Source organism: Candidatus Poriferisodalis sp., assembly GCF_965208485.1.
In the GTDB taxonomy this organism is placed as follows: domain Bacteria; phylum Actinomycetota; class Acidimicrobiia; order Acidimicrobiales; family Poriferisodalaceae; genus Poriferisodalis.
On record NZ_OZ242344.1, the window covers coordinates 1,413,172 to 1,436,803 of the forward strand.

A 23,632-nucleotide genomic window follows, 5' to 3' on the forward strand; every position below is an offset into this window, starting at 1 on the left:
GCCCGCCACGCTCCGCCTCACGCGAGGAGCCCTCAGCGAGACTCGCGGCCGACGGCTCACCGCTTCCGGCACCGTACTGCCGACGGCCGCAAACGATGCTGTGACACCCCCTCTCTATTGTCGGATGCGTGACCCAGCAAGCTCTGCAAACACCACACGAGGCCGACCAGCGCTCAGCGCGGCTCATCGACGCGTGTGAGCGAGCGGTCGTCCACTACGGCGGCAAGGTCATCTACGACGCTGATCTGCTGCCCACCGACGCTGACGGCCTGCTGGTACCGAAGCGATGGGGCATCCCGACGATCGTCGTCTCGGACGCGTACGACGACTTTGTCGAAGTAGCCGGCATTCTGGCGCACGAGACCGCTCACTTCTTCGACCCGACGCTGATGCGGATGGGAGACCGGTTCCGCGACGAGTGGACCATGAACCAGGGCGAGGCAGTAGCGCGCGCCGGTGCGTCGATTCTGCTCACCTACTACGGGGTTGCCGCGTTCTACGACATGGCGCAGCTCTGGGACGAAGTCGCGTACTACACACGGCGCGACAAGTACTTCACCGAGAGCCGTGCGTTCATCCGCCGAGTCGACGCAGCGGTGAGGCGTGTCCTTCCCCCCGAAGGGCAAGCGTGGCTCACGGCACATCGCAACAGGCCGGACCGCCGTCCCGAGGAGATCAGCCTGCGAGACGTCACCTCGAAGGCGGTCAAGCGCGTCGCCAACAAGTGGTTCGGCGATTTCTGACCCGAGAAGGCTCTGACGGTCAATCTTGCTCGGCGTGGTCAGTCCGCACCGCCGCCACACCCGTCAGCTCAGCGAATCGCTCCGGATCGGCGAACTCAGCCACGAGCCGGTCGATCCACGCCTGGGTGTACAGGTAGCTCTTGTAGCTGGTCAGGTACTCGGCGTAGTTGAGGTTCATGGTGCGGTCGTGCTGGCCCTTCTGCGGACGCACTCCCAAGCTCCGGCACGCCTGAGCGTGCATCGCAGTGGTGAACTTCAGGCCGGTGCGGCGACGCACCTCGCTCACGACATCGGATGGCCGGAAGCCGTGACGGGCCACCGGGCGGCTGAGCACCACGAACTGGTCGAGCGCATCGGCCAGCTCGATGGGCACCTCGCCGGGACGCACGAAGTAGGCCACCGCGTCGGGATTGTTGGCCGACGAGCGGGGCACCGGCACGAACGCCACCCGGATCATGTAGGTGGGGTCGTTCAGCACCTCGTCGGGCACCGCCTCGGCGCGGCCCAACAGGGCCTGCACGTCGAGCGGGAGCGATGCGTGGAGTTTCTTGGCGGAGGCCAGCACGCCGGGGTCGCGAAAACCCGACAGCTGCAGCGGCACCGACAGGCTGTCCGCGATGGAGTACTCGGGGCCGAACTCGCCAGCCAGGGCGTTCTCGAAGTTCAGCAGCCCGGCCTGCGCGAACGGGATCACCGTGACATCCAGCCCGGGAAGGTGTCGGTGAGCGGTGGCGTTGCGCAACTCCACCCAGCGAGCCACGTTCTCACGGGCGCCGCGGTGCTCACCGCCGCCGAATGCCCGCCCGATCAGGTCAAGCGTGTCGAGCGACTGCTCGATGCCGTCGAACAGCGTGGGCTGACCGTCGTAGTCGAGCTTGCGCCACTCGGCGCCGTCGCGCTGCAGCACCGCCAGCGACAGGCTGTTCCACGCCGTCACGAACAGCAGCGAGAACGCGCCCGTGCGGAACGAGCTGAGCGGGTCGTTCCAGACCCTCAGCGCCTCCAGGCACGAGGCTCGGGCCTGCTGCAGCTGGGCCTCCCATTCGGCGGCAGCCGTGCCGACCGGCTGCGCACCCAGCGACCGCACTTGCATCCGAAGGTCCTCGATGAGGTCGGTCTGGCGGGCGCGTCCTGTCGTCTCGATCTGCAGTGTGCGCCGCATGAAGCGGTCGAACCGGCGGCCGTGCGACGAGCCGTCATCCCAGGTGCGCCGCTCCAGCTCGCTCTTGGAGATGCCCCGCCCGTTATCCCACAGATCGAGCAGCTTGAGCGCCAGTTCGACGTCCTCGTCGCTGGGCGGCTCGGCCATGCCGCACCGTACCGTGACGCCCGCCCAGTCGAATTCCTCCTCGGTCTGCGGCTGCCGCCGGTATCCCTCCACGATGGCTTCGCCGATGCGGTGCCGACGGTGGACGTCATTGCCAATTCGCCCGCGAGCGTCTCGCTTCACTTGGGCACTAGACGCGGGCTTCGGCGGCGTAGGCCTTGTTGTAGCGCTCGCGGCAGATGTAGAACTCGTCGACGCTCTGGAACGCGTCGTGTGCGATGAGCAGGTCCAGATTGCGCCGCACCAGCCGGTCCGGGGCCACCCGGGTGGCGAGCACCTGTATCGCCCCGTAGCCGACCGGGCCGGTTCCCTCGGCGGTGTCCCGCCCGTGGGTCACGCCGAGCAGGTACTCGATCTCGTCGAGCAGCGCGTCGAAGAGGGCGTCTTCGGTGGTCTTGGGCACGAATTCGTCGGTGATCGAGCGCAGCGTCATCCACAGCCGCAGCGAGGTCTGGATCGGAGCCTCGTCAGCCCGCCTGAGCTGGGCGCAGTTGACCAGATAGGTGACCCGCCCGATCCTGTCGTCCTCCTCGGCCCGCACCGTCCCGATGATCCTGGCGAGGGGGTCGATCCGGTCGGCGGCGGCGGCGCCGAACGCGACCGCGTAGATCGCGAGCAGCGTGACGTGATGCGCCAGGTTGATGACCGTCCCGTGGCCCGAGCTGGCGTACGGGATCCGGTTGGCCAGCAGGCGAACGGCATGGGCCAACGCTTTGTCATGGTCGGCGCAGTTGGCGAAGTAGGCGCCGGTGACGAGGAGTTTGGTCAGGCCAGCGGCCGCACTCTCATAGGCCCGCAGGCACTCGTCGTATCCCTCGCAGTCAGCGTTACCGATGGCGTCGATGGTTCGCAGCGCTTCTTCGCCGAGGACATCGTGAAGCTGGATGCGAGCCGCGGGATCGGCGAGCAGGCTCTTGAGCTCGGCCACAGTGACCGTTTCGGTTTGTGACGACACGCGGCCCAGAGTACTGCGCCTCGTTTTCGAACTCGGTCACGCGCTACCGGACGTACCGTAAGTGTGGAACTGCTCATCGCCGGAGATTCCTATGTGGACGAATGATCGCACCTTCAAGGCGGCCAACTGGCTGAACCGCACAGCAATCCGCCTGAGCGGCGGACGCATCGGCTGGATCCACAAGGGAACGCCCATCATCGAGGTGACCATGACGGGTCGCCGCAGCGGCCAACCCCGCACGACGCTGCTGTCCGCGGTTGCCGAGCGAGACGGTGCCCTCGTCGTCATCGGCTCACGAGGAGGCTCCGACCATCACCCGACGTGGTTCCTGAACATGCGAGACAACCCGGACGTCACCGTTCGCAACCGCGGCGGCACGCAGCGGATGAGGGCACGACTCACCGCTGGCGATGAGCGCGCAGCGCTCTGGGGCCTCATCGCCAGCCGCGGCGATCACTACGTCGACTTCCAGCGCAAGACCGACCGCGAGTTCCCCATCGTCATGCTCGAGCCCGCTCCCAATGTCCCAGATGGCGCCCCGTAAGGAACCGCACCGTGCCCGCGCCGGTTCAGGAGTCCGCTGCGGTGTCAGCCGGGGTGTCGGCAGACGTGACGGCGAACGTCATGTTGATGTAGCGCCAGTCGTGCTCGGGCGTCGCGGCAGGCTCGGAAACAGGCTCGGCGGCCGGTTCGGACGCAGACTCAGCAGCCGGCACGGCCGGGAAGCCCGGCCGGCTGCGGCGCGGCAGGCCGAACGACGTGAACATGCCGACCACCGCCAGCGCCGCCGAGAGCAGGAACACCGGAGTGAACGAGCCCGCCGCGTCGGCGATGAATCCGCCCATCTGCGGCGAGATCATCTGGGCGATCCCGAACGAGAAGGTGACCGCAGCAAACGCCGGCCCGTAGTCATCGGTGGTGGTGTTGTTGACGACATAGACCGTCAGCACCGACGGCATGGATGCGAACAGCAGGCCCACCGCGACCGACAGCGCCAGCGTCGGCGCGAACCAGCCCGGCAGGATCAGCGTGGTGACCACGGCCCAGCCGCCGAATGAGATGGCGAGCGTCGATCGGGCTCCGATGCGCTCGGAGAGTGCGATGAACAGCGGCCCTCCGAAGATCATGGCCACGCCGACGAGCGTGAACGCCAGCGACGCTTGGGTGCTCGTCCAGCCGCTGTCGTCTTCCAGCCGGGTGGTGAGGAACGAGATGATCAGCAGGTAGAGCAGGCCGAAGACGAAGAACGCAGACACCAGCGGCGCCCATCCGGGCACACGCCGCAAGGCGCTGAACCCGCCGAGACCGGTACGTGATGCCAGGCGCTCCTGGCGGTGCCCGATGGCGAGCAGCACCACGGCGACGACGGCCGCACCGACGATGAGCTGCACGAAATAGACCGTTCGCCACGACGCATCCCCCATCGTCGAACGGACGATGCTCGACAGCTGGCCGGCGAAGACGATGCCGAGCCCCATGCCCGCGCCGAGGAACCCGACGACGAGGCCGCGCCGTTCGGGAGAGATCGCGTCGGCGGTGATGACCGGGGCAGGAATCCACGTCAAGGCACCGCCGAGCCCCTGCGCGAACAATCCGACTCCCAGCACGACCGGGCCCGGCGAGACCGTCGCGAGCGCTTGGCCGACGATCGCGACCACCATGCCGACCCGCATCACCGAGATCAGCCGGAATCGGCTGGACGCCGTGGCGACGATCAGGCTGCCCATCAGGTAGGCCGCCATGTTGACGGTCGCGAGCGAGCCCGCGACCGTGTTCGACAGGCCGAGATCGTCACGGACTGCGGGCAGCAGCACCCCGTAGGTGAACCGCCCGAACGACTGGGCGAGGGCGGCGACCAGCGCCATCAGCACCACCGCGGCGGCTCCGGTCAGCCGGCGCTGACGGGTTCGCTCTTCGCTGCCGAGGTCGGTCACAGGGGTCCATGCAACATGGAAACAGCGTCGGGCGCACGCGCATTTCGTGATCGGGGGTCGACTCAGGGTGCGACACTCTTGCGATGGCAAGCGTGCGCGACGTCTGGTGCTGCGTGCCGCTGCCGTCCAGTCCAGGCCACTGCGGCACGGGATTCCCGTGAGTCAGGAACAGTTCGCCAACCTGGTCGCCGTCGTCGCCACCGCAGTGACGTTCGTGCAGGTCGTGCCCCAGGTGGTGCGGCTGCTGCGCCTGAAGCGAACCGAGGGCGCCTCCCCTGCATGGGCGTCGATCGGCATGGTGATCAACATCGGCTGGATCGCGTACGTGATCGCCGAGGAGTTCTGGGTCACGATCCCCGCCATTCTGGCCGCGATCATCAGCTTCGGTCTCGTGCTGTTCCTGCTTTGGCGCAATGGCGCCGATGTGCGTGTCGCCGTCATCGCCGGCGTCGCCGTGGGGGTGGCATCGGTGGGCTTGCAGCTTGTGGCCGGCTGGACCGTCCTGGGCACGGTGCTCGGATTGTCGAATGGGCTGTACCTGGGACCGTCGGTGTGGGCCGCGTGGCGGTCGTACGCCCCAGTCGGCGTCGCACCGCTGACGTGGGTGCTCACCGCCGGCGAGGGCATCTTGTGGGGCTACTACGGGGTGCTGGTGGCGGCGATCCCGATCATGGTGTACGGCAGCACGGCGTTCCTGCTCGCAGCGCTCATACTCCTGCGGCTATGGATCGCCCGTCACCGCATTGCGAGCGAACTAGCACCGCCGGACCCCTCGGTCGGACCCTGACGGTGGCTGACGCGGTCGGTTTCTTGGGTCGGCAGCGGGCAAGCCACGATGCGGTTGGTGCGCGGCTTTTCAGGCGGGCAGCGGGCAGGCCACGGCTCGATAGGTGCGGAGCCGCTTGCGCAGCGTCCACACCAGCAGCGCCACGGCGGCCAGCCCCACGACGGGTTGCACCGGAGCCCACCACGACAGCGCTCCCGAGATGCCCACCAGCGCGACAACTGCCTGGTTGCACACCGGACAGCCCACGGCAAGGAACGAGACCAGCCCGCCCCACAGCGTGGTGGTGCCCTGACGCTCGACGGCGTCGTCGGCGCCTGTTTCAGCGCTCGACGGCGGCCGGATGGCGAAGATCAGCCCGATCAGTGCCGAAGTGATCACCAAGATCACCCAGTCGAGCCACCGGGCCTCGATCGGCCGGCCGAAGACGGGCGTGTCGATCAGGTCCGACGGGATGCCGATGAGCACGGCCGCTATGGCGCCGTACACCACCGCTCTCGGCCACACCGCCCGAGGCAGCTCCCGAAGATCCTTCAGCACCGCAGCGACACTACCGCGCCGCGCGTCCGGCTCAGCCGCGCCACACGCCCGGCCCGATCGCGCCACACTCGTTGACAGATCGGGCACCTCGGAGAGGACCGCCGCCATGGCTCAACACTCGTCAATGGATCCCCAGCGGACCTTCTTGCACCTCGCCCCCGGGGGCGACGCTGAGCGGCTCGATGCCACCGCACCCGGGTTCTGGCAGTCGCTCGCTGAGCACGATCTTGACGGGCGCCTCTTCGGCGTCGTCGGCATGGACCAAGACAGCCACTGGGAGATGCACCCGGGCGGCGATGAGATTCTCGTGGCCCTATCGGGATCGATCGAGATTGTCCTCGACCTCGACGACGAGACGGAGACCTTGACGCTCGAAACAGGCCAGATGTGCATCGTGCCGAGCGGCGTGTGGCACCGGCTCATCGTGAACGAACCCGGGAAACTGCTCTTTGCAACTCCCGGACCGACAACCCATCACCGAAGCCCCGCCGAGCACAGCAGACTCCGATCCCTCAGCCCCAAGATATCAGCCTGATCGACGAGGCTCAGATTCCGCGCTACTGGGCGAGACGCTCAAGCAGCTCCTGATCACGCTCGATGAGTCGCTTCGCTCGCGCGGTGAAGTCATCATCGGCGCGCACCCGTTCAATCTCGGCGCGCAACGACTCGCTGTTGAACCGATTCACGGTTGCACCTCCGACACAGGCGGCGGCCACTCATCCGACAGTGCCCTCGCTTGAAGCTCACGCAGTACCGGATCCAGTTCTGACGGTTCTCGTTCGTAGATCGCGTTCAACCGGCGGGTGATGTCATCCTGATCCGGCGTTTCCTCCCGCTTCTGCATCCGACGAACGCTAACCGGCAGCAAGCGCTAGGCGGCTCGACCGAATCGATGCACTAACGAGAGTTCAGCGCTCGAGTTCGCGGAGGGTTTCGAGGAGGGTTGCGGTGTCGCGCAGCCAGCTCACGACGCGATCGATGCAGTCTGGGCGTGTGACGTCGAGCAGCAGGGTGGCGACGGCGACCGTGTCGCCAACTTCGTCATCGGCGAGCATCGTGGTGGTGGGTCGCAGTCGAGCATTGGATGCGACCAGCACCCCGGCGGCACGGAGCTGACGGCGCTGCATCTCTCCGCCGTCATCGTTCGAGAGCTCATCTTCCACAGAAAATCAATATATTTTATGATGTTTTAAATATTCAAATGAATTTCTGCTCTCCAGATACTCAAGCGGGCTGGAGCCACCACGTCCATGAATCGCCCTCAACTGGTGGGTCGGCGAGGAAGGTCGCCAACGCGGATATGAGATTCCCTGGGTAGGCCAGTGAAGCCCGATTGAATCTGGCGGGATTCGTCAGAATGACGCCTGGGTGTGTCCCCCCTACTGCCACGCGGCGCTGCACCAACACCAAGAAGTCGCCGACGTTCTCCGTCACGAGCACCCGACCAGACTCGGTTCCGTACTGCAGCAGGCTCGCATCGCTGCGCCCTCGCATCGACGGCTCTGCTGCCACGGCCGCGACATCGTGCCCTGCAGCGACGAGTGCAGCCGCGACCGCCGGCGCGTGCATCTCGTCGAGCAGCAGCCTCACGATTCAAGCAGTGCCCGCTGGCGGGCCCAAGCGGCTTCAGCTTCCTGGGCCGCTCGCGCTCTTTGGGCGAGCTCCTCGTCGATCTCGTCGGTGAAGTCTGCGTAGTAGCCAAGAGCTGCGTCGACGGCGTCCGGGCTGATGTTCAGGAGTTGCGCTGCTCGTGCCGGTCGCTCGTCCACCGGCACATCGCCGCCGATGAGTGCCCCAATGACATCGACGATCTCTGGACCAGCCGCCAGTGCCGCTCGGCGACCTTCGGGACCATCTCGGAACATCACCGCTGGGTGGGCCTCCATGCGCAAGCCCTCGTCGATCAGACGTCCCGCGAGTGTCGAGATTCCCTGGCCGTGATGCTGCGCGTTCTGCCGGAGCCTGCCGTACAGCTCGTCATCGGAAATCCGGACCGAAACAACTGGCATGACTACAGCGTAGTCACATGTCGTTGCCGCTCCGCAATCGCAGGATCTCTGCGCCAAGCTCCAGCACGACGGCCGAAGGCAACAGCCCACACGGGGCCGATAGTTGGCCAGAGCCGTAGAGTCACTGGCCGACCCGGCCTGCAGATTTGAGCCGGGAAGTGAGATCGGTCCCATGGCTGCTGACAACGCCCACGTTGACAAGGCCGATGTTGACAGGTCCGAGCCAGGCGAGGTCCCTCTCGGCCACCGGTTCGCCGCTGCCCTTCGAGAAGCGGGACTGTCGGTCATCGCCGAGATCAAGCGCCGTTCGCCGTCGCGTGGGGCATTGCGGGCTGATGCGGACGCCGCTGACCTGGCGTCGGAATACAAGGCCGGCGGGGCCGCCTGCCTCTCGGTGCTGACCGAGCGCGAACGATTCAGCGGCTCTCCTGAGGATCTGCAGGCCGCCAAGGCCGTGACGGGTTTGCCCGTGCTGCGCAAGGACTTCCTGCGAACGCTCGATGACGTACGCGACAGCCACGAGATGGGCGCCGACGCGATGTTGGTGATCCTGGCCGACATCGACCGCTCGCAGCTGCCGCCCATGCAGGCGCTGGCGTTGTCACTCGGCGTCGACGTGCTCACCGAAGTGCGTGACGAGGCCGAGTTCGAGGCGGCAGTCGAGCTCGGCGCCTACATGATCGCCATCAACCAGCGCGACAATCCAGAGTCGACCAAGTTCACCGTGGACTACGACAAGGCCGTACGGGTCAGCCGCTGTTTCAAGGGCATCGACGACCGGATCTTGCTGGTGGCCGCGTCAGGCATCGGTGTGCCCGGCGGCACATCGATGGGAGCGATCGCCGAGGCCGGATATCACGCAGCCCTGATCGGCGAGGCGCTGGTGGTGGCCGACGATCCTCCCGAACTCCTGCGGGACTTGCTGGCCGACGCCGCCGAGCAGCGGTTCGTCTGATCAGCCCGGGGTCAGGGCGTCGGTGACGATCGAGTCGGGGATTGCGCCTCCGCCTCGTTCGTCGGTGCCGTCCGCGCGTATGAGCAGCCAGCGCGGGTGGTAGCTGACGCCGAGCGTCCGCGCAAGCTCGTTGTCCACGTCGGGCAGGTTCGTCAGGTGGCCGAGGCCGTACCTGCTCACAAAGCTCGAGATCGCCGAGGGGGTGTCGTGTCCGCCGACGCTGACGAGAGCCAAGTTGTCACCGTGTTGAGTCTTCAGCGCTGCGACCGCAGGCGCTTCCCGCTGGCAATTCGATCACCACGGTGCCCAGAACCAGACCAGCACGTCGCGGCCGGTGAGTGAGCTCACGTCGAAAGTGACGCCGTTGACCTGCGGCACGGCGAGCGCCAACACCCGGGGTCGATCCTCGGTGGGATCCGCTTCGATGACAGCCTCGTCGGAGTCGTCGACCTCTGGGTCATCCTCGACTTCCTCGATCTCTTCGATCTCCTCGACTTCTTCGATTTCGTCGATCTCCAAGGCCTCTTCGACCTCGCCGGATTCCTCGACTTCCTCGACGGCCGCAGCAGGCTCGTCACCCGCTTGGACCTCCGCTGCATCGGTCGACTCGCCGGCTTCCGGTGCGGTCCCAATCTGCGTCTCGGTCTGCTCGGTGGCATCGCCGGGCTCGCTGGTGCTGCTGTCCTCGCCCGCAGCAGTGTCGGCTGTGACCTCCTGCTCGCCGTCGTCATCCGCCTCAACTGCTGCTGCCTGCACATCGGGCTCGGGCTCGGGAACGTCGTCGGCAGCCACGGCACCGGTGGTCGGAGGGTCGGTGCTCTCGTCGGAATCCGACGCTTCGGTCGTCGACGCCGGCATCGAGGCGACTGGCGTTGCGGCGGTCGTTGCCGTCGCGTCCTGCGACGCCATCTGAGGCGTCTCATCGCTGTCGCTGCTGCAGCCGGCCACGAGACCTGCGCTCGCAACGCAGCAGACGAACAACGTCGTCGCGCGCCGTGCAAGATGGGCCACGACGGCGAGCGTAACCCGCTGCCGTGCAGCCGCAGAATCAGAGGTGCGCCGGTAGCTTCACGCCGTGCCACGCCTGTTCGTCGCCGTGTGGCCGCCCGAGTCCGTCATCGACCATCTGGCGTCTCTGCCTCGTCCGCCGGCACCGGGCGTGAGCTGGACGAAACCCGCGCGGCTGCACATCACACTGCGATTTCTGGGCGAATGCGACCTTGACGAAGCGATCGGCACCCTGCAGGCCGGGGTGTGCCACCGAGCGGGCATCACGCTCGGGCCGGAGCCCGAGCGACTCGGCCGTGGCGTGCTCATGCTGCCCGCTGCCGGCGCTGACGAACTGGCCGAGTCCGTCATCGACACCACCCGCTACATCGGCGACGCGCCCCCGGACCACCCCTTCGTGGGCCACCTGACCATCGCACGCTTCCGCAAGCGGCAGCCGTCGGTGGACTGGCCACGCCTGGGCGAGAGGTTCGAGGTCAACGAGATCAGCCTGGTCGAAGCAGCACCCTGGGGCGAGTACCTGGACGTTGCGAGCTTCCCGCTCCACTAGCGACCCAGGCCCGATCAGCGGGGCGAACTGGCCGGCCCGAATGTGAGAACCTTGCAGTGCACACCGCAGCAGGGGGAGCGATGGGACTTCACCACGTCGCATACGCAACACGGGATCTCGAGGCGACGCATCGCTTCTACGAGGACCTCATGGGGTTCCCGCTGGTCCACGCCGAGAAGGCCGAGCGGCCGCAGCCCGACGGCGGGCCGAGCGGCCACATCAAGCACGTCTTCTACGACATCGGCGACGGGGAGTGCATCGCGTTCTTCTACATCCGGAACATGGGCGAGAAGGCCGACTACAGCACCGACCTCAGTGCGACGGTGGGGCTTCCGGTGTGGGTCAACCATGTCGCGGTACGAGCGACGCCGGACAAGCAGGAAGCCGTGCGTGGTCGCATGGCGGCCGCGGACATTGAGCCGCTGATGGAAGTCGATCACGGCTGGTGCCATTCGCTCTACTTCGTCGATCCGAACGGGATCATGGTCGAACTCTGCCGGGACACCACCGGCATCGAGCCCGATCCCGCCGAGGCGCTGGAAGTGATGCGCTCCCCCATCCCGTCCGACACAACGGCCTGAACGAGGGGCCGGCCGACAGATGGGCATCACCCGCGAATTCGTCGCGCTGCCGAGTGCCGGTGCCCCTCGCTCAGGAGTCGGCGGGCATCCCTGCCAAGGCGTGTACCACCGGCCCGAAGGCCAGGCGCCTCGCACGGCACTGATCGCCACCCACTACAACATCGACTTCAGCGAGCACTACCTGGCGAGCTACATCGCTGAGCGAGGCCTCGGCTTCCTGGGCTGGAATACCCGCTTTCGGGGCGGCGAGCCGTACTTCCTGGCCGATCAGGCACTGGCCGACATCGACACCGGCGTGCGATGGCTGCGCAGCCAAGGCGTCGACTGCGTGGTGCTGATGGGCAACAGCGGGGGCGGCTCGCTCATGGCCACCTACCAGGCACAGGCCACCGCTCCGCTGCTGGTGCCCGAGTACACCCGCAGCAGCCTGAACCCCGTCATCGAGAACCTCGAGCCGGGCGACCTGTACGTGTCGATCGTGGCCCACACCGGCCGGGCCGAAGTGCTGACGAACTGGATGGACCCCTCGGTGGTCGGCGAGAACGACCCGCTCAGCGTCGACCCGGCGCTGGATCCGTTCTCGCCGGATCGCCCGCCGCCCTTCGATCCGGAGTTCGTGGCGACGTACCGGGCCGCACAGCGGGCCCGCAACGATCGGATCACCGCCTGGGTCCGCTCGGAGCTGGATCGGATGGCCGCAGCGGGTCACCGCGAGCGCCTCTTCGTCGTGCCCAGGCTGTGGGCCGACCTGCGGATGCTCGACGGCACGCTCGACCCGAGTCCGCGCCCCGTGCCCGGCTGCTACCTCGGCGACCCGCGCCGGGCCAACTACGGAATCTTCGGCGTCGGCACGGTCAGCTCGCTGCGCAGTTGGCTGTCGATGTGGAGCCTCAGCGAGTCGCAGTGCTCCACCGACCAGCTCCGCCACGTGAGGCTGCCGGCGCTGGTCATCGACGCCGACGGCGACACGGGCATCTTCTCCTCCGACACCGCCAAGATCGTCGCCGCCCTGCGCGATCGGCCCGACGGCGGCGACGTGCCCACCCACACGATCAGCGGCGACCACTACCTCACCGCGCCGGCGGGTGCCCGAGCCACCGCAGCCGACATCATCACCGACTGGGTGCGCGGCCACGCCGGCTAGAGCCGGACCGCATCAGCGACCCCACCCCCGATGCCCGACTTCCTGAACGACGAGCACGCGGCGTGGCTGGACACGGCGCAACGGCTGGCTGACGAATTGGCGGCGCTTGCAGCCGAGACGGCCGGGGCGGAGCTCGCCAGGTCGGTCCGGCAGGCGTCGGTCGCGGCGGGCATCTTCGGCATGACCCAGCCGGCATCGTTCGGCGGCACTGAGGCGTCCGCTCTGGCGCTCGCCGTCGTGCGCGACACGCTCGGCAGCCGCAACGTGAGCCACCTGCCGGGAATCTTCGGACCGTCACCGGGCGTGCTCGCCAACGTCGGCGAGCCGTTGCGCACGCAATTCCTGCTGCCCTACCTGGCCGGGGAGCTGCGCAGCGGCTTCGGCTTCACCGAGCTCACGGGCGCGCCACGCCACACCTGGGCGATGCGTGACGGCGACGAGCTGGTGGTCAATGGCGCAAAGTCGTACGTGACAGGCGGCGCGGACGCCGACTTCATCAACACGCTGGTCGAGGTCGAAGGGGTCGGCCCGGAGATGGTGCTCATCGAGACCGACCGAGCCGGCGTGACGCTGGAACAGCGCTTCGGCACCATCGACGGCAGCCACCACGCCGCGTTCGCATTCACCGATGTGCGAGTGCCGGCCACGCATGTGATCGGCGAGGCCGGACGCGGACTCGGGCGGGCGATGAGCCAGATCAGCTCGGTGCGCATGGCGATCGCAGCCGACTGCGTGGGCCAGTGCCGGTTCGCTATCGAGTGCGCCGAGCAGGCGCTGGGCCAGCGCGCGGCACGGCGCGGCGGGGCGGAAGAGCCCACACGGACGGGGACCGACGTCGAGCGGGTGGCGCTCGGCGACATGCGCATCTCCGCCTACGGCGCCCGCAGCGCCCTGTATCGCACGGCCCGGCTGATCGACGCGGGCCACAACAACGTCAACGAGGTGATGGCGGCCAAGTCCCTGGCAACCGAGACGCTCAGCCGGGTCTGCGACAGCGCTGTGCAGCTCGTCGGCGGCACCGCGCTGGTGGACGGTCATCCGTTGGCCGACATCCTGCGGCGGGTGCGGGCGCTGCGGCTCGCCGAGGGTCCCACTGAGGTGCTCGCGGCCAACGTCGCCCGGGGTCAGCTGGACCTCGGCCTCGGCCGAATCTGACTGCTCGGCCGAATCTGAGGTTGCGAAGCCGGAGCAGTCCCGAATCGGGATAGCGCCGGTCAGTCCCAGCCCAGCTCTCCCAGACGGTCGTCGTCGATGCCGAAGTGGTGGGCGATCTCGTGCACGACCGTCACCAGAACTTCCTCCACGACATCGTCGGCCGTCTCGCACATCTCCAGGATCGGCAGCCGGTAGATGACGATGCTGTCGGGCATCACCAGCCCGCCGTAGTCGTGGCGCTCGGTCAGCGGGATGCCCTCGTAGACGCCGAGCAGGTCCGGATCCTCCCCGCGGTCCTCCACGAAGATGGCGACGTTGTCCATCAGCTCCCGCAGCGCGTCCGGAATGTCTTCCAGCGCTTCCTCTACCAAGCCTGCGAACGTCGTCTCGTCGATGTCCAGCACGCTTCCATCCTGCCTTCCCGTTGCGGCCGCCCAGCACCAAGAGACTGAACCCGGAGGCCGAGCGGCCCGCGAGCGCAGCGAGCCAGTGGTGTGTCGCGGTTTTCTTGCGGGCAAGTCGCGGCCCGCTGACCTGCGGAAACAGGTTTCGGCAGGCCCTGCGCAAATGGCCGACGCACCACTAGCAGGATGCTGAAAAGTCGATTTTCGGGCGGTGTCCAGTTGCAAACCCGCAGGTCAGGGGCTTGTGCTTCCGGCCAGATCTGCATATTTCAGCGTCCTGCTAGAGCGCGAAACACAGGGCGACTCGACGAAGAGATCATCCGATACCCGCATCCTCTAACGTCGAGGCGTGCATGAACTCGTGGTTACCGGCAACGATCCATCCGCAGCGACCGAGGCAGCAGCGAGTGTCGACGGGGTGTGTTACACCGCCGATCCCGACGACCGCCACGAGCTCCCCTTCCGCACGCTGGTGCGAGCCGTGACCGACTCCCCCGATGTGCTGACCCCGGCGGCGACGGTCGGCACGTACCTGGTGTTCACACGCATCATCCGCGAGCGGCCGCTGGAGTCAGACCCCGGCACCCCCTCGCCCGGTCTGACCGCCATCTTCCCGATGGTCCACCACCCTTCCTTGACCCACGCGCAGGGCGACAGCCACTGGCGTGACACCCACGTCCCGCTGGCGCTGCGACATCACCCCGGCATGTGGGACTACACGCAGCTCAGCGTCGTCGCCACGCTCAACGGCCCGACCTACGACGGGTTCGCCCTCGTCTCGTTCGCCTCGTTCGACGACCTGCGCGAGCGCTTCTTCGGCGACGAGCACGACCGGAAGGTCATCCTGGCCGATGTGGCGAAGTTCGCCGACACCGAGCGCTCACCGCGGCGAGTCATCACAACGGAGACCATCTGCCGTCAGCGCCCCCCGCTGCCGGCAGTGAACTGGCCGCACGACTAGCCCCTTGTCTGGCGATGCCGACAGGCATGCATCCCCTCACGCACGCAGTCATTGACGCCACCAGATCAATTCTGGTGCGACAGGCAGCCTCCGGCAGCGGCGCAATTGCGCAGATTTGCCGCCAAATCCCAATTGCGCGCAAAACAGCCGCCATCAGCGGCGCAATTGCGCAGATTTTGCGTCGAAGCTACGGATCGGGCCGGGCGTGAGCGCCACGACCCACGCCGCCGGGTTCAGCAGCGCGCGCCGCATCGGCGTGCTGCTGACGCTGGCAGCGGCAGCCGCCGTGTCGCAGTCGTTCGGTCGCTTCACCTATTCGCTGCTGTTCACGGACCTGCGGGACGGATTCAGGCTGTCGAACACTGCGGCCGGTGCGCTCGGTTCGCTGAATCTGCTGATGTACCTCGTGGGCTCGCTGGCAGTCGCGCTCACGGTCGGCCGCACCGGCCTGAGCGGCGCTGTGCGCATCGGCGTGGCCGGAAACGTGGTTGGGTTGGCCCTGCTGGCATGGAGTCCGAACGTGGGCATCGCCGCCTTCGCGCTCGCGGTGACGGGCTTCTGCGCCGCCGGCGTGTGGGTGGGCACCCCCGGGCTCGCCGCCGAGCTGCTGGGACCTGAGCGGCGAGGCGCTGCGGCCGGCTGGCTGACCGGCGGCGTCGGCTGCGGCATGGTCACGGCAGCCGCCCTCGACGCGTTCCTGCCGAGCTCCGGCGGCCCAGTCTTGAGCGACACAGCCTCGAGCGAAGCAGCACTGGCCGATGCCAGCCGAAGCCACTTGCGCGACGTGTACCTGATCGAGTTCTTGCTCGGCGCAGCGGTGCTGGTTGTCCTCGCCGTCGCGGTGCGCCGCTGGGCGCGCACGCCCGGTCGCACCGGCTTCGGGGGCGCCCGGGCTGCGCTCGCCAAGGTGCCGCACGCCGGTCGGTTGGTCACCGCATACGCACTGCACGCCTTCATCGTCTCGACGGTGCTCACGTTCATCGTGGGCCACCTCGAGGGCTACGCGGACATCTTCACCGCTTGGGGCGCCGAACTGGCGTTCTTGTCCATCGGCCTCGGCTGCATCGTCGGCGGCCCGGTCTTCGGTCGCTGGGCGGACCGTTTCGGCAGGCGGCGCGCCGTCACCATCGGTTTCGGTGTGTCGCTGATCACGATCATCACGTCGACCGCGTACCCGCTGCTCGTCTTCGCCGGGCCGCTGCTTGCGTGGGTGTCGGCAATCGCGTTCGGCATGGCCTTCAGCGGCATCATCGCCTCGATTGCCGCGCGTGTCAGCGACAGCCTCGCCGGCGACGAATTCGGCGCCGCCTACGGGCTCGCCACCATCCTGTTCGGGCTCGGCCTGGCGGCAGGACCGCCGGTCGGGGGCACCTTGGCTGACTGGTTCGACAGCTTCGGTCCTGCCTTCGGACTCGCGGGCGCCGCGTGCGTCCTCAGCGTCGCGCTCATCGGCTGGGGCGACGACCCTGCCCGTCGCAGCGACGCGGAGACCTCAGCCTGAGCAGCTGTGCGGGTGGGTGCACCTTCCGTTCTCGCACCAGTTGCTTTCCGCTCTTGTTCCCAATTGCGATTGGAGTACGGGCTCACGGGCCGCTCGGGCCACGGCTTCGCACCGTGCCTTCCGCTCTGACTCGCTGCGCTCGCGGGCCGCTTGGGTCCAGGACTCAGCCTCTCAGCAGAACTCGGGCTCGTCCCACCAAGGGAAGTACTCGGGCAGGTCCTGGCTGGGCCGCAGCGAGAACTCGGGCGGACGCTTCTCGAGGAATGACGCCACCCCCTCGTGGGCGTCGGCGCCCCGCCCGAGGTGGAAGATCCCCCGGGAGTCGATCTTGTGGGCCTCCATCGGATGATCCGCGGCGAGCATGCGCCACAGCATGTGACGGATCACTGTCACCGAGACGGCTGAGGTGTTCTCCGCGATCTCGGCTGCGATCGCGCGGGCGGACGGCAGCAGCTCGTCGGGTTCGTGCAGGCTGCGGACCAAGCCGCCTTCCAGCGCCTCGCCAGCGTCGAAAACCCGACCGCTGAAGCACCACTCCAGCGCCTTCGACAACCCCACGACACGCGGCAGGAAGTAGGACGAGCAGGCCTCAGGCACCACGCCCCGGCGCGAGAACACGAATCCGATGCGGGCCTTGGTGGACGCCAGCCGGATATCCATCGGCAATGTCATCGTGACGCCGACGCCCACCGCCGGGCCATTGATGGCCGCGATCAACGGCTTGTTGCACTCGTACAGGCGCAGCGTCAGCAGGCCGCCGCCGTCACGCATCCACGCCAGATCGCCGGTGGCGCCCCGCTCAGCCGCCCGCTCGGCTTTCCGCTCGGGGGACTGGCGGTCAAGGTCGAAGGTGTCGGCACCGCCGCTCAGATCCGCGCCGGCGCAGTAGCCGCGTCCGGCACCGGTGAAGATCACGGCACGCACCTCGTCATCGGCGTCAACGAGGTCGATGGCGTCCATCACGTCACGCAGCATCTGGCCGTTGAACGCGTTCAGCCGCTCTGGCCGGTTGAGCGTGATGGTGGCGATGCGGTCGGACACCTCGTACAGAATCGTCTCGAACTCCGGCATGGAACCTCCTGGCTGGTCCTAGCGGCCGCAAGGGCACCGGCCCCGTGCGGCAGCGCCCATTATCTTCCGCTCTTGTTCCCGATGCTCATGTGATTGGGTTCACGGGCCGCTCGGGCCACGACTTCGCACTGTGCTTTCCGCCCTAGCTCGCTTCGCTCGCGAGCCGCTTGGACCCAGGACTCAGCCTCTACACGTCGAGGAAGCGGCTTGCGGCAAACGCTGAGCCCAGCATCCCGACCAGCACGCCGGCGATCACCGTCACGATCACCACGGTCGTGAACTGGCTCGACGTCACCACGAATGATCGGAAGAACGCCAGTATCTCCGAGCGCGAGAACAGCCCCTCGACATGGCCGCGCAAGGCTCCGGCCGCAATCGCACCGATGATCCCGCCGACAAGGCCGTGCAGCATGCCTTCGAGCATGAACGGGAACCGGATGAAGCTGTTGGTGGCCCCGACCAGCTTCATGACCTCGATCTCACGCCGGCGGGCGAACATCGCCACCCGGATCGAATTGAAGATCAGCATGACGCTGGCCCCCGCCAGCACGATCGACAGCAGCAGCACAATGCCCTGGAACGACGTGAACCAAGTCCGGATCGCGTCCACCTCTTCACGGCCGGTCTGGACCGACATCACGCCAGGACGCTGGCGGAACTGCGCCGCCAACGACTCGATCAGCTCGGCCTCAACCGAGCGCGGCACCACCCGGTACGACGGCGGCAGCGCCCCGGGCGACACCTGAGCCAACAGCTCGGGCTGATCGGCCATCTGCTGGGACACCAGCCCGTAGGCCTCCTCTGAACTGAAGAACTCGATGCGGTCGATTTCTGGATGCGTCTCCAACTCGAGTCCGAGCGCGTCGATCTGGCTCGGATCGATCTGCGGGTCCATGAACACCTCGAACTGGACACCGCCCTCCCAGCGGTCGAGCGCGTTGCCGCTGGCGTAACCCGCCATCAGCCCCATGCCGACCAGCATCACGCCGACCGCGACGGTCAGGATCGCGGCGAAGGTCAGCGTGAGATTGCGCCGGATGTTGGCCCAGGTCTCCCGCGCGAAGTAGCGGATGCGGCTCACGAGCCATCCCCGTGGGGGAACCCGGAGACGTCGGCATCGGTCGGCGGCGCATCACCCGTCGCCGGCTCGGCCCCATAGGCGCCGCGCTGCTCGTCGCGCACGAGCTCGCCGTGCCGCAGGGCGACCACCCGGCGCCGCATGCTGTTCACGATCGTCTGGTCGTGTGTCGCCATGACCACGGTCGTGCCGGTGCGATTGATCCGATCCAGCAGCGATGTCAGCTCGTCAGAAGTGTCCGGGTCGAGGTTCCCGGTGGGCTCGTCGGCGAGCAGGATGAGCGGCCGGTTCACGAACGCCCGCGCAACGCTCACTCGCTGCTGCTCGCCGCCGGACAGCTCATCGGGAAAGCGCCGCTGCTTGTCCTGCAGCCCGACCAATTCCAAGATGGCCGGCACCTGCGTGCGGATGACGTTGTCGGGACGACCGATCACCTCGAGCGCGAAAGCCACGTTCTCGTACACGGTCTTGCTGGGCAGCAGCTTGAAGTCTTGGAAGACCGAGCCGATGTTGCGGCGCAGGTATGGCACGCGCCAGCTGTTGAGTTTGGACAGATCCTTGCCTGCCACATGGATGCTGCCCGCGGTGGCCTTCTCCTCGCAGGTCATCAGGCGCAGCATCGTCGACTTGCCCGAACCGGACGGCCCGACCAGGAAGACGAACTCGCCCTTGGAGATGCTGAGCGACACGCCGTTGACCGCCCGCGTCTCACCTTGGTAGATCTTCGTGACGTTGTCGAAGCGAATCATGCGCGCCTTCAGGTCGTGCGGCCAGCCCGTTGCGCGCGGGTGCCGCGTACCGCCGAGTCGGTTTCCACGGTACGCCAGCGGTCCGTGGAAACCCGGTCACCCTGCGGGGCCGGCTCCCTGCTGCGAACGCTGCCAGCGCAAGTGGGCCTCCATCAGACCGTTCAGCTCGCCGTCGAGCACGGCGTCCACGTTGCCGATCTCCAGCCCCGTTCGCAGGTCCTTGACCTGTTGATAGGGGTGCAGCACATAGGAGCGGATCTGGCTGCCCCACGCCACGTCGCGTTGCTCGCCCGCCAGCGCTGCGACTTCAGCCTCGCGTTCGGACCGTTGCAGGTCAGCCAGCTTGGCCGCCAGCATCTGCATCGCACGGTCCTTGTTCTGGTGCTGGCTGCGCTCGTTCTGGCACGCCACCACGATGCCGGTGGGCAGGTGCGTGATGCGCACGGCGGAGTCGGTGACGTTCACATGCTGGCCGCCGGCACCAGACGATCGATAGGTGTCGATCCGCAGATCGCCCTCGTCGATCGGCACCTCGTCTGACACCTCGTCGAAGAACGGCACCACCTTGAGCGAGGCGAACGCCGTGTGGCGCCGGGATTGGGCGTCGAACGGCGAGATGCGCACCAAGCGGTGCACGCCCCGCTCTGCTGCGAGGAAGCCGAACGCGTGCCGCCCCCGCACGAGAAAGGTCGCGGAACTGATGCCGGCCTCTCCCCCGTCGGTGGCCTCGGTCAGCTCCACGGAGAAGTCGTTGCGCTCGGCCCAGCGCTGGTACATGCGGAGCAGCATCTCAGCCCAGTCGCATGCATCAGTGCCTCCGGCACCCGAGTTGATCTCGCACACCGCGTCGTTCTCGTCGTGCTCGCCGCTGAACAGCGCCATCAGCTCGATCTCCGCGAGGCGGTGTTCGGCAGCTTCGACGGCCTCGTCGATCTCTCCCAGCAAGTCGGCGTCGTCCTCCTCGACCGCCAGCTCCACCAGTGCGTCGGCGTCGTCCACGTCGGAGCGGGCCCGGCTCCAGCGTTCGATGTCGTCGCGGACACGCGACAGCCGGGTGGTGACTGCACGCGCCCGGTCGGGGTCGTCCCACAGCGACGGCTCGGACGCCTCGGCCTCCAGCTTGTTCGCAGTGGTCCGCGCCTCGTCGATCCTCAAGTAGTGATGCGCCTCGCTCACGCGTCGATCCAGGTCGGCCAGCGCGTCGGCGTAGTCGTTCAGGGTTCGGCTCACGGCTCAGCCTCTCAGCGACCGCAGCAGTGCTTGAACTTGCGACCTGAACCGCAATGGCAGGGATCGTTGCGTCCCAGCTTCTCCTCGGCGGACTTGACAATCGTGCCGCCCGATGCCGCAGCGATGCGACGCGACTGCGACGGACCGCTGGGGCCATGCTGCGGCGAGGCTGCAGTGCCGGCACCGTCGGCGCCATTGCCGACAGTCACCGTCGAAGGTGTGAGATCCGGTGCCGAGTACCGCACATCAGCGGTCTGCGTCCTGTTCGGAGCGGTGGCCGTCCGGGTGCCGGAGCGCGGCTCTGCAGGGCCACCGGCCGAATCGTCCGGATCTGCGTCTTCGGCAATCGGGGAGGTCGTGACCTGCACGTGCATGACGTAGGCGACGAAGTCGCGGTACACCCGCTCGAGCATCGCCCCGAACATGTCGAAGCCTTCTCGCTGCCATTCGGCGACCGGGTCCTTCTGGCCGATCCCTCGAAGGTGGATGCCCTCGCGCAGGTGGTCCATGTCGGCAAGGTGCTCGCGCCATCGCTGGTCGATGAGCCGCAGCATCACCTGCCGCTCGACCTCGCGCATCGCTTCAGGGCCGACCTCGGCCTCGCGCGCCTCGTAGTGGTGCTCGCCGTCGGCGCACACCAGCTCGACCGCGTCGTCGACGCTCCAGCCCCGCTGGCCCTCACCCGACAGCCAGCCTCCCGACAGCTCAGCGTCGGTGAGCTCGCTGGGCCAATAGGTGCGAATCGTGGCGAGCAGCGCGTCGAAGTCCCACTCGGTGATCTCGTCGGTGTCGCAGTGGTCCAGCACCGCCGCCTCGGCAGCCTCCCGCACGTATCCCAGCGACTCGGCGCGCAGGTCGTCGCCCCCGAGGATCTGCTCGCGCCGCGCATAGATCACTTTGCGCTGCTCGTTCATCACCTCGTCGTACTTGAGGACGTTCTTGCGGATTTCGGCGTTCTTCTGCTCGACCGTGTTCTGGGCACGCTCGATGGCCTTGGTGACCATCTTCGCCTCGAGCGGCACGTCGTCGGGCAGCGTGCGATCCATCACCCAGTTGACCGCGCCGGTGGCGAACAGGCGCATCAGGTCGTCCTCGAGCGACAGGTAGAACCGGCTCTCGCCCGGATCGCCCTGGCGTCCCGAGCGGCCTCGCAGCTGGTTGTCGATGCGGCGGGACTCGTGGCGCTCGGTGCCGAGCACGTACAGCCCGCCCAGCTTGCGCACCTCGTCCCCCTCGGCCCGGCATTCGGGCTCGTAGCGCTCGATGCGGCGGACCAACTCGGCGGCGTTGTCGGGATCGTCGGGGTCCAGCTTCTCCCGCAGCAGGTCGCGTCGGGCCAAGCCCTCTGGGTTGCCGCCGAGCAGGATGTCGACGCCGCGACCAGCCATGTTGGTGGCCACTGTCACCGAGCCCAGCCGTCCCGCCTGGGCGATGATCTCGGCCTCGCGCGTGTGCTCCTTGGCGTTGAGCACGCTGTGGTCGATGCCGCGGCGCTCGAGCGCGGCGGACAGCTTCTCGGAGTTCTCGACGGTGACCGTGCCGACGAGGGTCGGCTGGCCCGAGCTGATCCGCTCGGCCAGGTCATCGACGACTGCTTCGAGCTTGGCGCCCTCGGTCTTGTAGATGAGGTCGCCGTGGTCGGCCCGCACGACCGGCAGATGCGTGGGCACCGGGATGACGTCGAGCCCGTAGGTGTTGCCGAACTCGGCAGCCTCGGTGGTGGCCGTGCCGGTCATGCCGGCGAGCTTGTCGTAGAGGCGGAAGTAGTTCTGCAGCGTGATGGTGGCGAGCGTCTGGTTCTCCTCCTTGATCGCCACCCCCTCTTTGGCCTCCACCGCCTGGTGCAGACCTTCGCTCCAGCGGCGACCTTCCAGGATCCGACCGGTGAACTCGTCGACGATCTTCACCTCGCCGTGCGACACGACATAGTCCTTGTCGCGGCGGTACAGCTCCTTGGCCCGCAGCGCGGCGTTCATCTGGTGGACGAGGTTGGCTGAGACCTGGTCGTAGAGGTTGTCGATATTCAGCGCCCGCTCGACCTTGTTGATGCCCGGCTCGAGCACGGCCACGTTGCGCTTGTCTTCCTCGACCTCGTAGTCGACGTCGCGGGTCATCGACGCCGCAACGCGGGCGAACTGCTGGTAGAGCTTCGCTGCATCGGCGACCCGCCCGCTGATGATCAGCGGCGTGCGGGCCTCGTCGATGAGGATCGAGTCGACCTCGTCCACGATGCAGAAGTTGTGCCCGCGCTGGGTCTGGGAGGCCCGATTCGGCGCCATGTTGTCACGCAGGTAGTCGAAGCCGAACTCGTTGTTGGTCCCGTAGGTGACGTCGGCCGCGTACTGGCTGCGCTTGTGAACGGTGTCGTACGGCCCCGGCACCACGAGTCCCACCTCGAGGCCCAGGAAGCGGTGGATGCGGCCCATCCACTCGGCGTCGCGTGCGGCCAGATAGTCGTTCACGGTGACGACGTGGGCACCCTTGCCGCTCAGGGCGTTCAGGTACACGGGAAGCGTCGAGACGAGCGTCTTGCCCTCGCCGGTGCGCATCTCGGCGACCCAGCCGAAGTGCAGCGCCGCCCCGCCGATGATCTGCACGTCGTAGTGGCGCTGGCCGATGACTCGGCGCGCCGCCTCGCGGGTCACTGCGAAGGCGTCCACCAGGATGTCGTTCAGGTCGGCGCCGCGGTCCAGCTCGGCGCGGAAATCGCCCGTCCGGGCCCGCAGCTCGTCGTCGGCGAGCCGCTCGATGTCAGGCTCGACCGCATTGACCTCGGGGACCAGCGCCTCGAGCAAGCGCAGCTTCTTGCCCTCCCCGGCACGGAGCATGCGCTGAAACAGAGCCACCATCGCAGGCTACCGCTGGGGTTCGCGCCCGTGGCCGAGATTTCCTCCGACATCACCAAACTCGTCGCCGCTGCAAGCCCCACTCAGGAATGCCGCAACGGCGACTG

At 67.5% G+C, this 23,632-nt stretch carries 28 protein-coding genes; 11 read left to right on the plus strand and 17 right to left on the minus strand.

All coding sequences use genetic code 11. From position 1 onward, the window contains the following. Positions 1 to 128 precede the first annotated feature (128 nt). Positions 129 to 743 carry a hypothetical protein gene (locus ACOGXQ_RS06390; RefSeq protein ID WP_419946589.1) on the plus strand — a complete coding sequence of 205 codons (615 nt, stop codon included), beginning with the start codon at positions 129 to 131 and terminating at the stop codon, positions 741 to 743. Between the two features lie 19 nt (positions 744 to 762). On the opposite strand, the gene ACOGXQ_RS06395 is transcribed toward ACOGXQ_RS06390, so the two are convergent. Then, a complete protein-coding gene (locus tag ACOGXQ_RS06395; RefSeq protein ID WP_419946590.1) occupies positions 763 to 2,193 on the minus strand; it encodes a DUF3644 domain-containing protein in 1,431 nt (476 codons plus the stop codon). Between the two features lie 7 nt (positions 2,194 to 2,200). Continuing rightward, positions 2,201 to 3,025, minus strand: coding sequence for a hypothetical protein (locus ACOGXQ_RS06400; protein WP_419946591.1), 825 nt, complete (start codon positions 3,023 to 3,025; stop codon positions 2,201 to 2,203). A 91-nt stretch (positions 3,026 to 3,116) separates the two neighbouring features. Between ACOGXQ_RS06400 and ACOGXQ_RS06405 the strand changes: the two genes are divergently transcribed. After that, positions 3,117 to 3,569, plus strand: coding sequence for a nitroreductase/quinone reductase family protein (locus ACOGXQ_RS06405; protein ID WP_419946592.1), 453 nt, complete (start codon positions 3,117 to 3,119; stop codon positions 3,567 to 3,569). Between the two features lie 25 nt (positions 3,570 to 3,594). Here ACOGXQ_RS06405 and ACOGXQ_RS06410 read toward each other — a convergent pair whose 3' ends face one another. Further along, complete coding sequence (locus ACOGXQ_RS06410; RefSeq protein WP_419946593.1) at positions 3,595 to 4,959, minus strand: MFS transporter; 1,365 nt, start codon at positions 4,957 to 4,959, stop codon at positions 3,595 to 3,597. A gap of 157 nt (positions 4,960 to 5,116) precedes the next feature. Between ACOGXQ_RS06410 and ACOGXQ_RS06415 the strand changes: the two genes are divergently transcribed. Then, positions 5,117 to 5,746 (plus strand): PQ-loop domain-containing transporter, encoded by a 630-nt coding sequence (locus ACOGXQ_RS06415; RefSeq protein ID WP_419946594.1) that lies wholly within the window; start codon positions 5,117 to 5,119, stop codon positions 5,744 to 5,746. A 69-nt stretch (positions 5,747 to 5,815) separates the two neighbouring features. On the opposite strand, the gene ACOGXQ_RS06420 is transcribed toward ACOGXQ_RS06415, so the two are convergent. Continuing rightward, positions 5,816 to 6,283: a hypothetical protein gene (locus ACOGXQ_RS06420; protein ID WP_419946595.1), complete on the minus strand. Its 468-nt coding sequence runs from the start codon at positions 6,281 to 6,283 to the stop codon at positions 5,816 to 5,818. Positions 6,284 to 6,389: 106 nt separating this feature from the next. Between ACOGXQ_RS06420 and ACOGXQ_RS06425 the strand changes: the two genes are divergently transcribed. Further along, positions 6,390 to 6,818: a cupin domain-containing protein gene (locus tag ACOGXQ_RS06425; RefSeq protein WP_419946596.1), complete on the plus strand. Its 429-nt coding sequence runs from the start codon at positions 6,390 to 6,392 to the stop codon at positions 6,816 to 6,818. A 22-nt stretch (positions 6,819 to 6,840) separates the two neighbouring features. On the opposite strand, the gene ACOGXQ_RS06430 is transcribed toward ACOGXQ_RS06425, so the two are convergent. From ACOGXQ_RS06430 to ACOGXQ_RS06450, 5 genes are all read right to left on the minus strand, one after another. Then, complete coding sequence (locus ACOGXQ_RS06430) at positions 6,841 to 6,969, minus strand: hypothetical protein (protein ID WP_419946597.1); 129 nt, start codon at positions 6,967 to 6,969, stop codon at positions 6,841 to 6,843. Continuing rightward, positions 6,966 to 7,127, minus strand: a complete 162-nt coding sequence (locus ACOGXQ_RS06435; protein ID WP_419946598.1) for a hypothetical protein — start codon at positions 7,125 to 7,127, stop codon at positions 6,966 to 6,968. Before ACOGXQ_RS06435 ends, ACOGXQ_RS06430 begins: the two co-directional genes overlap by 4 nt. A 64-nt stretch (positions 7,128 to 7,191) precedes the next feature. Beyond that, entirely contained in the window at positions 7,192 to 7,446 is a 255-nt protein-coding gene (locus ACOGXQ_RS06440) for a hypothetical protein (RefSeq protein ID WP_419946599.1), read from the minus strand. 61 nt (positions 7,447 to 7,507) lie between these two features. Next, complete coding sequence (locus ACOGXQ_RS06445) at positions 7,508 to 7,873, minus strand: DUF5615 family PIN-like protein (protein ID WP_419946600.1); 366 nt, start codon at positions 7,871 to 7,873, stop codon at positions 7,508 to 7,510. Next, positions 7,870 to 8,292, minus strand: coding sequence for a CopG family transcriptional regulator (locus ACOGXQ_RS06450; protein WP_419946601.1), 423 nt, complete (start codon positions 8,290 to 8,292; stop codon positions 7,870 to 7,872). The genes ACOGXQ_RS06445 and ACOGXQ_RS06450 overlap by 4 nt, the downstream gene beginning before the upstream one ends. Positions 8,293 to 8,464: 172 nt before the next feature. On the opposite strand from ACOGXQ_RS06450, the gene ACOGXQ_RS06455 reads away from it, so the two are divergent. Beyond that, positions 8,465 to 9,247, plus strand: coding sequence for an indole-3-glycerol-phosphate synthase (locus tag ACOGXQ_RS06455; protein WP_419946602.1), 783 nt, complete (start codon positions 8,465 to 8,467; stop codon positions 9,245 to 9,247). Here the strand turns inward: ACOGXQ_RS06455 and ACOGXQ_RS06460 are convergent, their stop codons facing one another. Both ACOGXQ_RS06460 and ACOGXQ_RS06465 read right to left on the minus strand, forming a co-directional pair. Next, positions 9,248 to 9,481 (minus strand): hypothetical protein, encoded by a 234-nt coding sequence (locus tag ACOGXQ_RS06460; RefSeq protein WP_419946603.1) that lies wholly within the window; start codon positions 9,479 to 9,481, stop codon positions 9,248 to 9,250. It lies immediately after the preceding gene. Positions 9,482 to 9,541: 60 nt separating this feature from the next. Continuing rightward, complete coding sequence (locus ACOGXQ_RS06465; protein WP_419946604.1) at positions 9,542 to 10,258, minus strand: hypothetical protein; 717 nt, start codon at positions 10,256 to 10,258, stop codon at positions 9,542 to 9,544. Between the two features lie 64 nt (positions 10,259 to 10,322). Here ACOGXQ_RS06465 and ACOGXQ_RS06470 point away from each other — a divergent pair, with 64 nt between their 5' ends. The 4 genes from ACOGXQ_RS06470 to ACOGXQ_RS06485 all read left to right on the plus strand — a co-directional run bounded on the left by ACOGXQ_RS06470 (position 10,323) and on the right by ACOGXQ_RS06485 (position 13,685). After that, positions 10,323 to 10,805: a 2'-5' RNA ligase family protein gene (locus ACOGXQ_RS06470; RefSeq protein ID WP_419946605.1), complete on the plus strand. Its 483-nt coding sequence runs from the start codon at positions 10,323 to 10,325 to the stop codon at positions 10,803 to 10,805. Between the two features lie 80 nt (positions 10,806 to 10,885). Continuing rightward, positions 10,886 to 11,386 (plus strand): VOC family protein, encoded by a 501-nt coding sequence (locus tag ACOGXQ_RS06475; protein WP_419946606.1) that lies wholly within the window; start codon positions 10,886 to 10,888, stop codon positions 11,384 to 11,386. Positions 11,387 to 11,405: 19 nt separating this feature from the next. After that, entirely contained in the window at positions 11,406 to 12,530 is a 1,125-nt protein-coding gene (locus ACOGXQ_RS06480; protein WP_419946607.1) for an alpha/beta hydrolase family protein, read from the plus strand. A 30-nt stretch (positions 12,531 to 12,560) separates the two neighbouring features. Next, positions 12,561 to 13,685 carry an acyl-CoA dehydrogenase family protein gene (locus ACOGXQ_RS06485; protein ID WP_419946608.1) on the plus strand — a complete coding sequence of 375 codons (1,125 nt, stop codon included), beginning with the start codon at positions 12,561 to 12,563 and terminating at the stop codon, positions 13,683 to 13,685. Between the two features lie 59 nt (positions 13,686 to 13,744). On the opposite strand, the gene ACOGXQ_RS06490 is transcribed toward ACOGXQ_RS06485, so the two are convergent. Next, positions 13,745 to 14,089: a metallopeptidase family protein gene (locus ACOGXQ_RS06490; protein WP_419946609.1), complete on the minus strand. Its 345-nt coding sequence runs from the start codon at positions 14,087 to 14,089 to the stop codon at positions 13,745 to 13,747. A 349-nt stretch (positions 14,090 to 14,438) separates the two neighbouring features. On the opposite strand from ACOGXQ_RS06490, the gene ACOGXQ_RS06495 reads away from it, so the two are divergent. Both ACOGXQ_RS06495 and ACOGXQ_RS06500 read left to right on the plus strand, forming a co-directional pair. Then, positions 14,439 to 15,050, plus strand: coding sequence for an EthD family reductase (locus tag ACOGXQ_RS06495; protein ID WP_419946610.1), 612 nt, complete (start codon positions 14,439 to 14,441; stop codon positions 15,048 to 15,050). A gap of 205 nt (positions 15,051 to 15,255) precedes the next feature. Then, positions 15,256 to 16,551, plus strand: coding sequence for an MFS transporter (locus tag ACOGXQ_RS06500; RefSeq protein WP_419946611.1), 1,296 nt, complete (start codon positions 15,256 to 15,258; stop codon positions 16,549 to 16,551). Between the two features lie 171 nt (positions 16,552 to 16,722). Here ACOGXQ_RS06500 and ACOGXQ_RS06505 read toward each other — a convergent pair whose 3' ends face one another. From ACOGXQ_RS06505 to secA, 5 genes are all read right to left on the minus strand, one after another. Then, positions 16,723 to 17,622, minus strand: a complete 900-nt coding sequence (locus tag ACOGXQ_RS06505; RefSeq protein ID WP_419946612.1) for a crotonase/enoyl-CoA hydratase family protein — start codon at positions 17,620 to 17,622, stop codon at positions 16,723 to 16,725. Positions 17,623 to 17,809: 187 nt separating this feature from the next. Next, the gene (locus tag ACOGXQ_RS06510; RefSeq protein WP_419946613.1) at positions 17,810 to 18,703 is read right to left on the minus strand and encodes a cell division protein FtsX; all 894 of its coding nucleotides are present in this window, start codon (positions 18,701 to 18,703) and stop codon (positions 17,810 to 17,812) included. Beyond that, complete coding sequence (gene ftsE, locus ACOGXQ_RS06515; protein WP_419946614.1) at positions 18,700 to 19,449, minus strand: cell division ATP-binding protein FtsE; 750 nt, start codon at positions 19,447 to 19,449, stop codon at positions 18,700 to 18,702. The genes ACOGXQ_RS06510 and ftsE overlap by 4 nt, the downstream gene beginning before the upstream one ends. Positions 19,450 to 19,545: 96 nt before the next feature. Then, positions 19,546 to 20,667, minus strand: a complete 1,122-nt coding sequence (gene prfB, locus ACOGXQ_RS06520) for a peptide chain release factor 2 (RefSeq protein ID WP_419947347.1) — start codon at positions 20,665 to 20,667, stop codon at positions 19,546 to 19,548. A gap of 23 nt (positions 20,668 to 20,690) precedes the next feature. Then, a complete protein-coding gene (gene secA / locus ACOGXQ_RS06525) occupies positions 20,691 to 23,525 on the minus strand; it encodes a preprotein translocase subunit SecA (protein ID WP_419946615.1) in 2,835 nt (944 codons plus the stop codon). Positions 23,526 to 23,632: the final 107 nt, after the last annotated feature.

Bases quoted from the DNA above. Each gene is read 5' to 3' on its own strand.
- ACOGXQ_RS06405 (WP_419946592.1), top strand. From the start codon at position 3,117: ATGTGGACGAATGATCGCACCTTCAAGGCGGCCAACTGGCTGAACCGC.
- ACOGXQ_RS06425 (WP_419946596.1), top strand. From the start codon at position 6,390: ATGGCTCAACACTCGTCAATGGATCCCCAGCGGACCTTCTTGCACCTC.
- ACOGXQ_RS06435 (WP_419946598.1), bottom strand. From the start codon at position 7,127: ATGCAGAAGCGGGAGGAAACGCCGGATCAGGATGACATCACCCGCCGG.
- ACOGXQ_RS06450 (WP_419946601.1), bottom strand. From the start codon at position 8,292: ATGCCAGTTGTTTCGGTCCGGATTTCCGATGACGAGCTGTACGGCAGG.
- ACOGXQ_RS06455 (WP_419946602.1), top strand. From the start codon at position 8,465: ATGGCTGCTGACAACGCCCACGTTGACAAGGCCGATGTTGACAGGTCC.
- ACOGXQ_RS06475 (WP_419946606.1), top strand. From the start codon at position 10,886: ATGGGACTTCACCACGTCGCATACGCAACACGGGATCTCGAGGCGACG.
- ACOGXQ_RS06480 (WP_419946607.1), top strand. From the start codon at position 11,406: ATGGGCATCACCCGCGAATTCGTCGCGCTGCCGAGTGCCGGTGCCCCT.
- ACOGXQ_RS06485 (WP_419946608.1), top strand. From the start codon at position 12,561: ATGCCCGACTTCCTGAACGACGAGCACGCGGCGTGGCTGGACACGGCG.
- ACOGXQ_RS06505 (WP_419946612.1), bottom strand. From the start codon at position 17,622: ATGCCGGAGTTCGAGACGATTCTGTACGAGGTGTCCGACCGCATCGCC.
- ftsE (WP_419946614.1), bottom strand. From the start codon at position 19,449: ATGATTCGCTTCGACAACGTCACGAAGATCTACCAAGGTGAGACGCGG.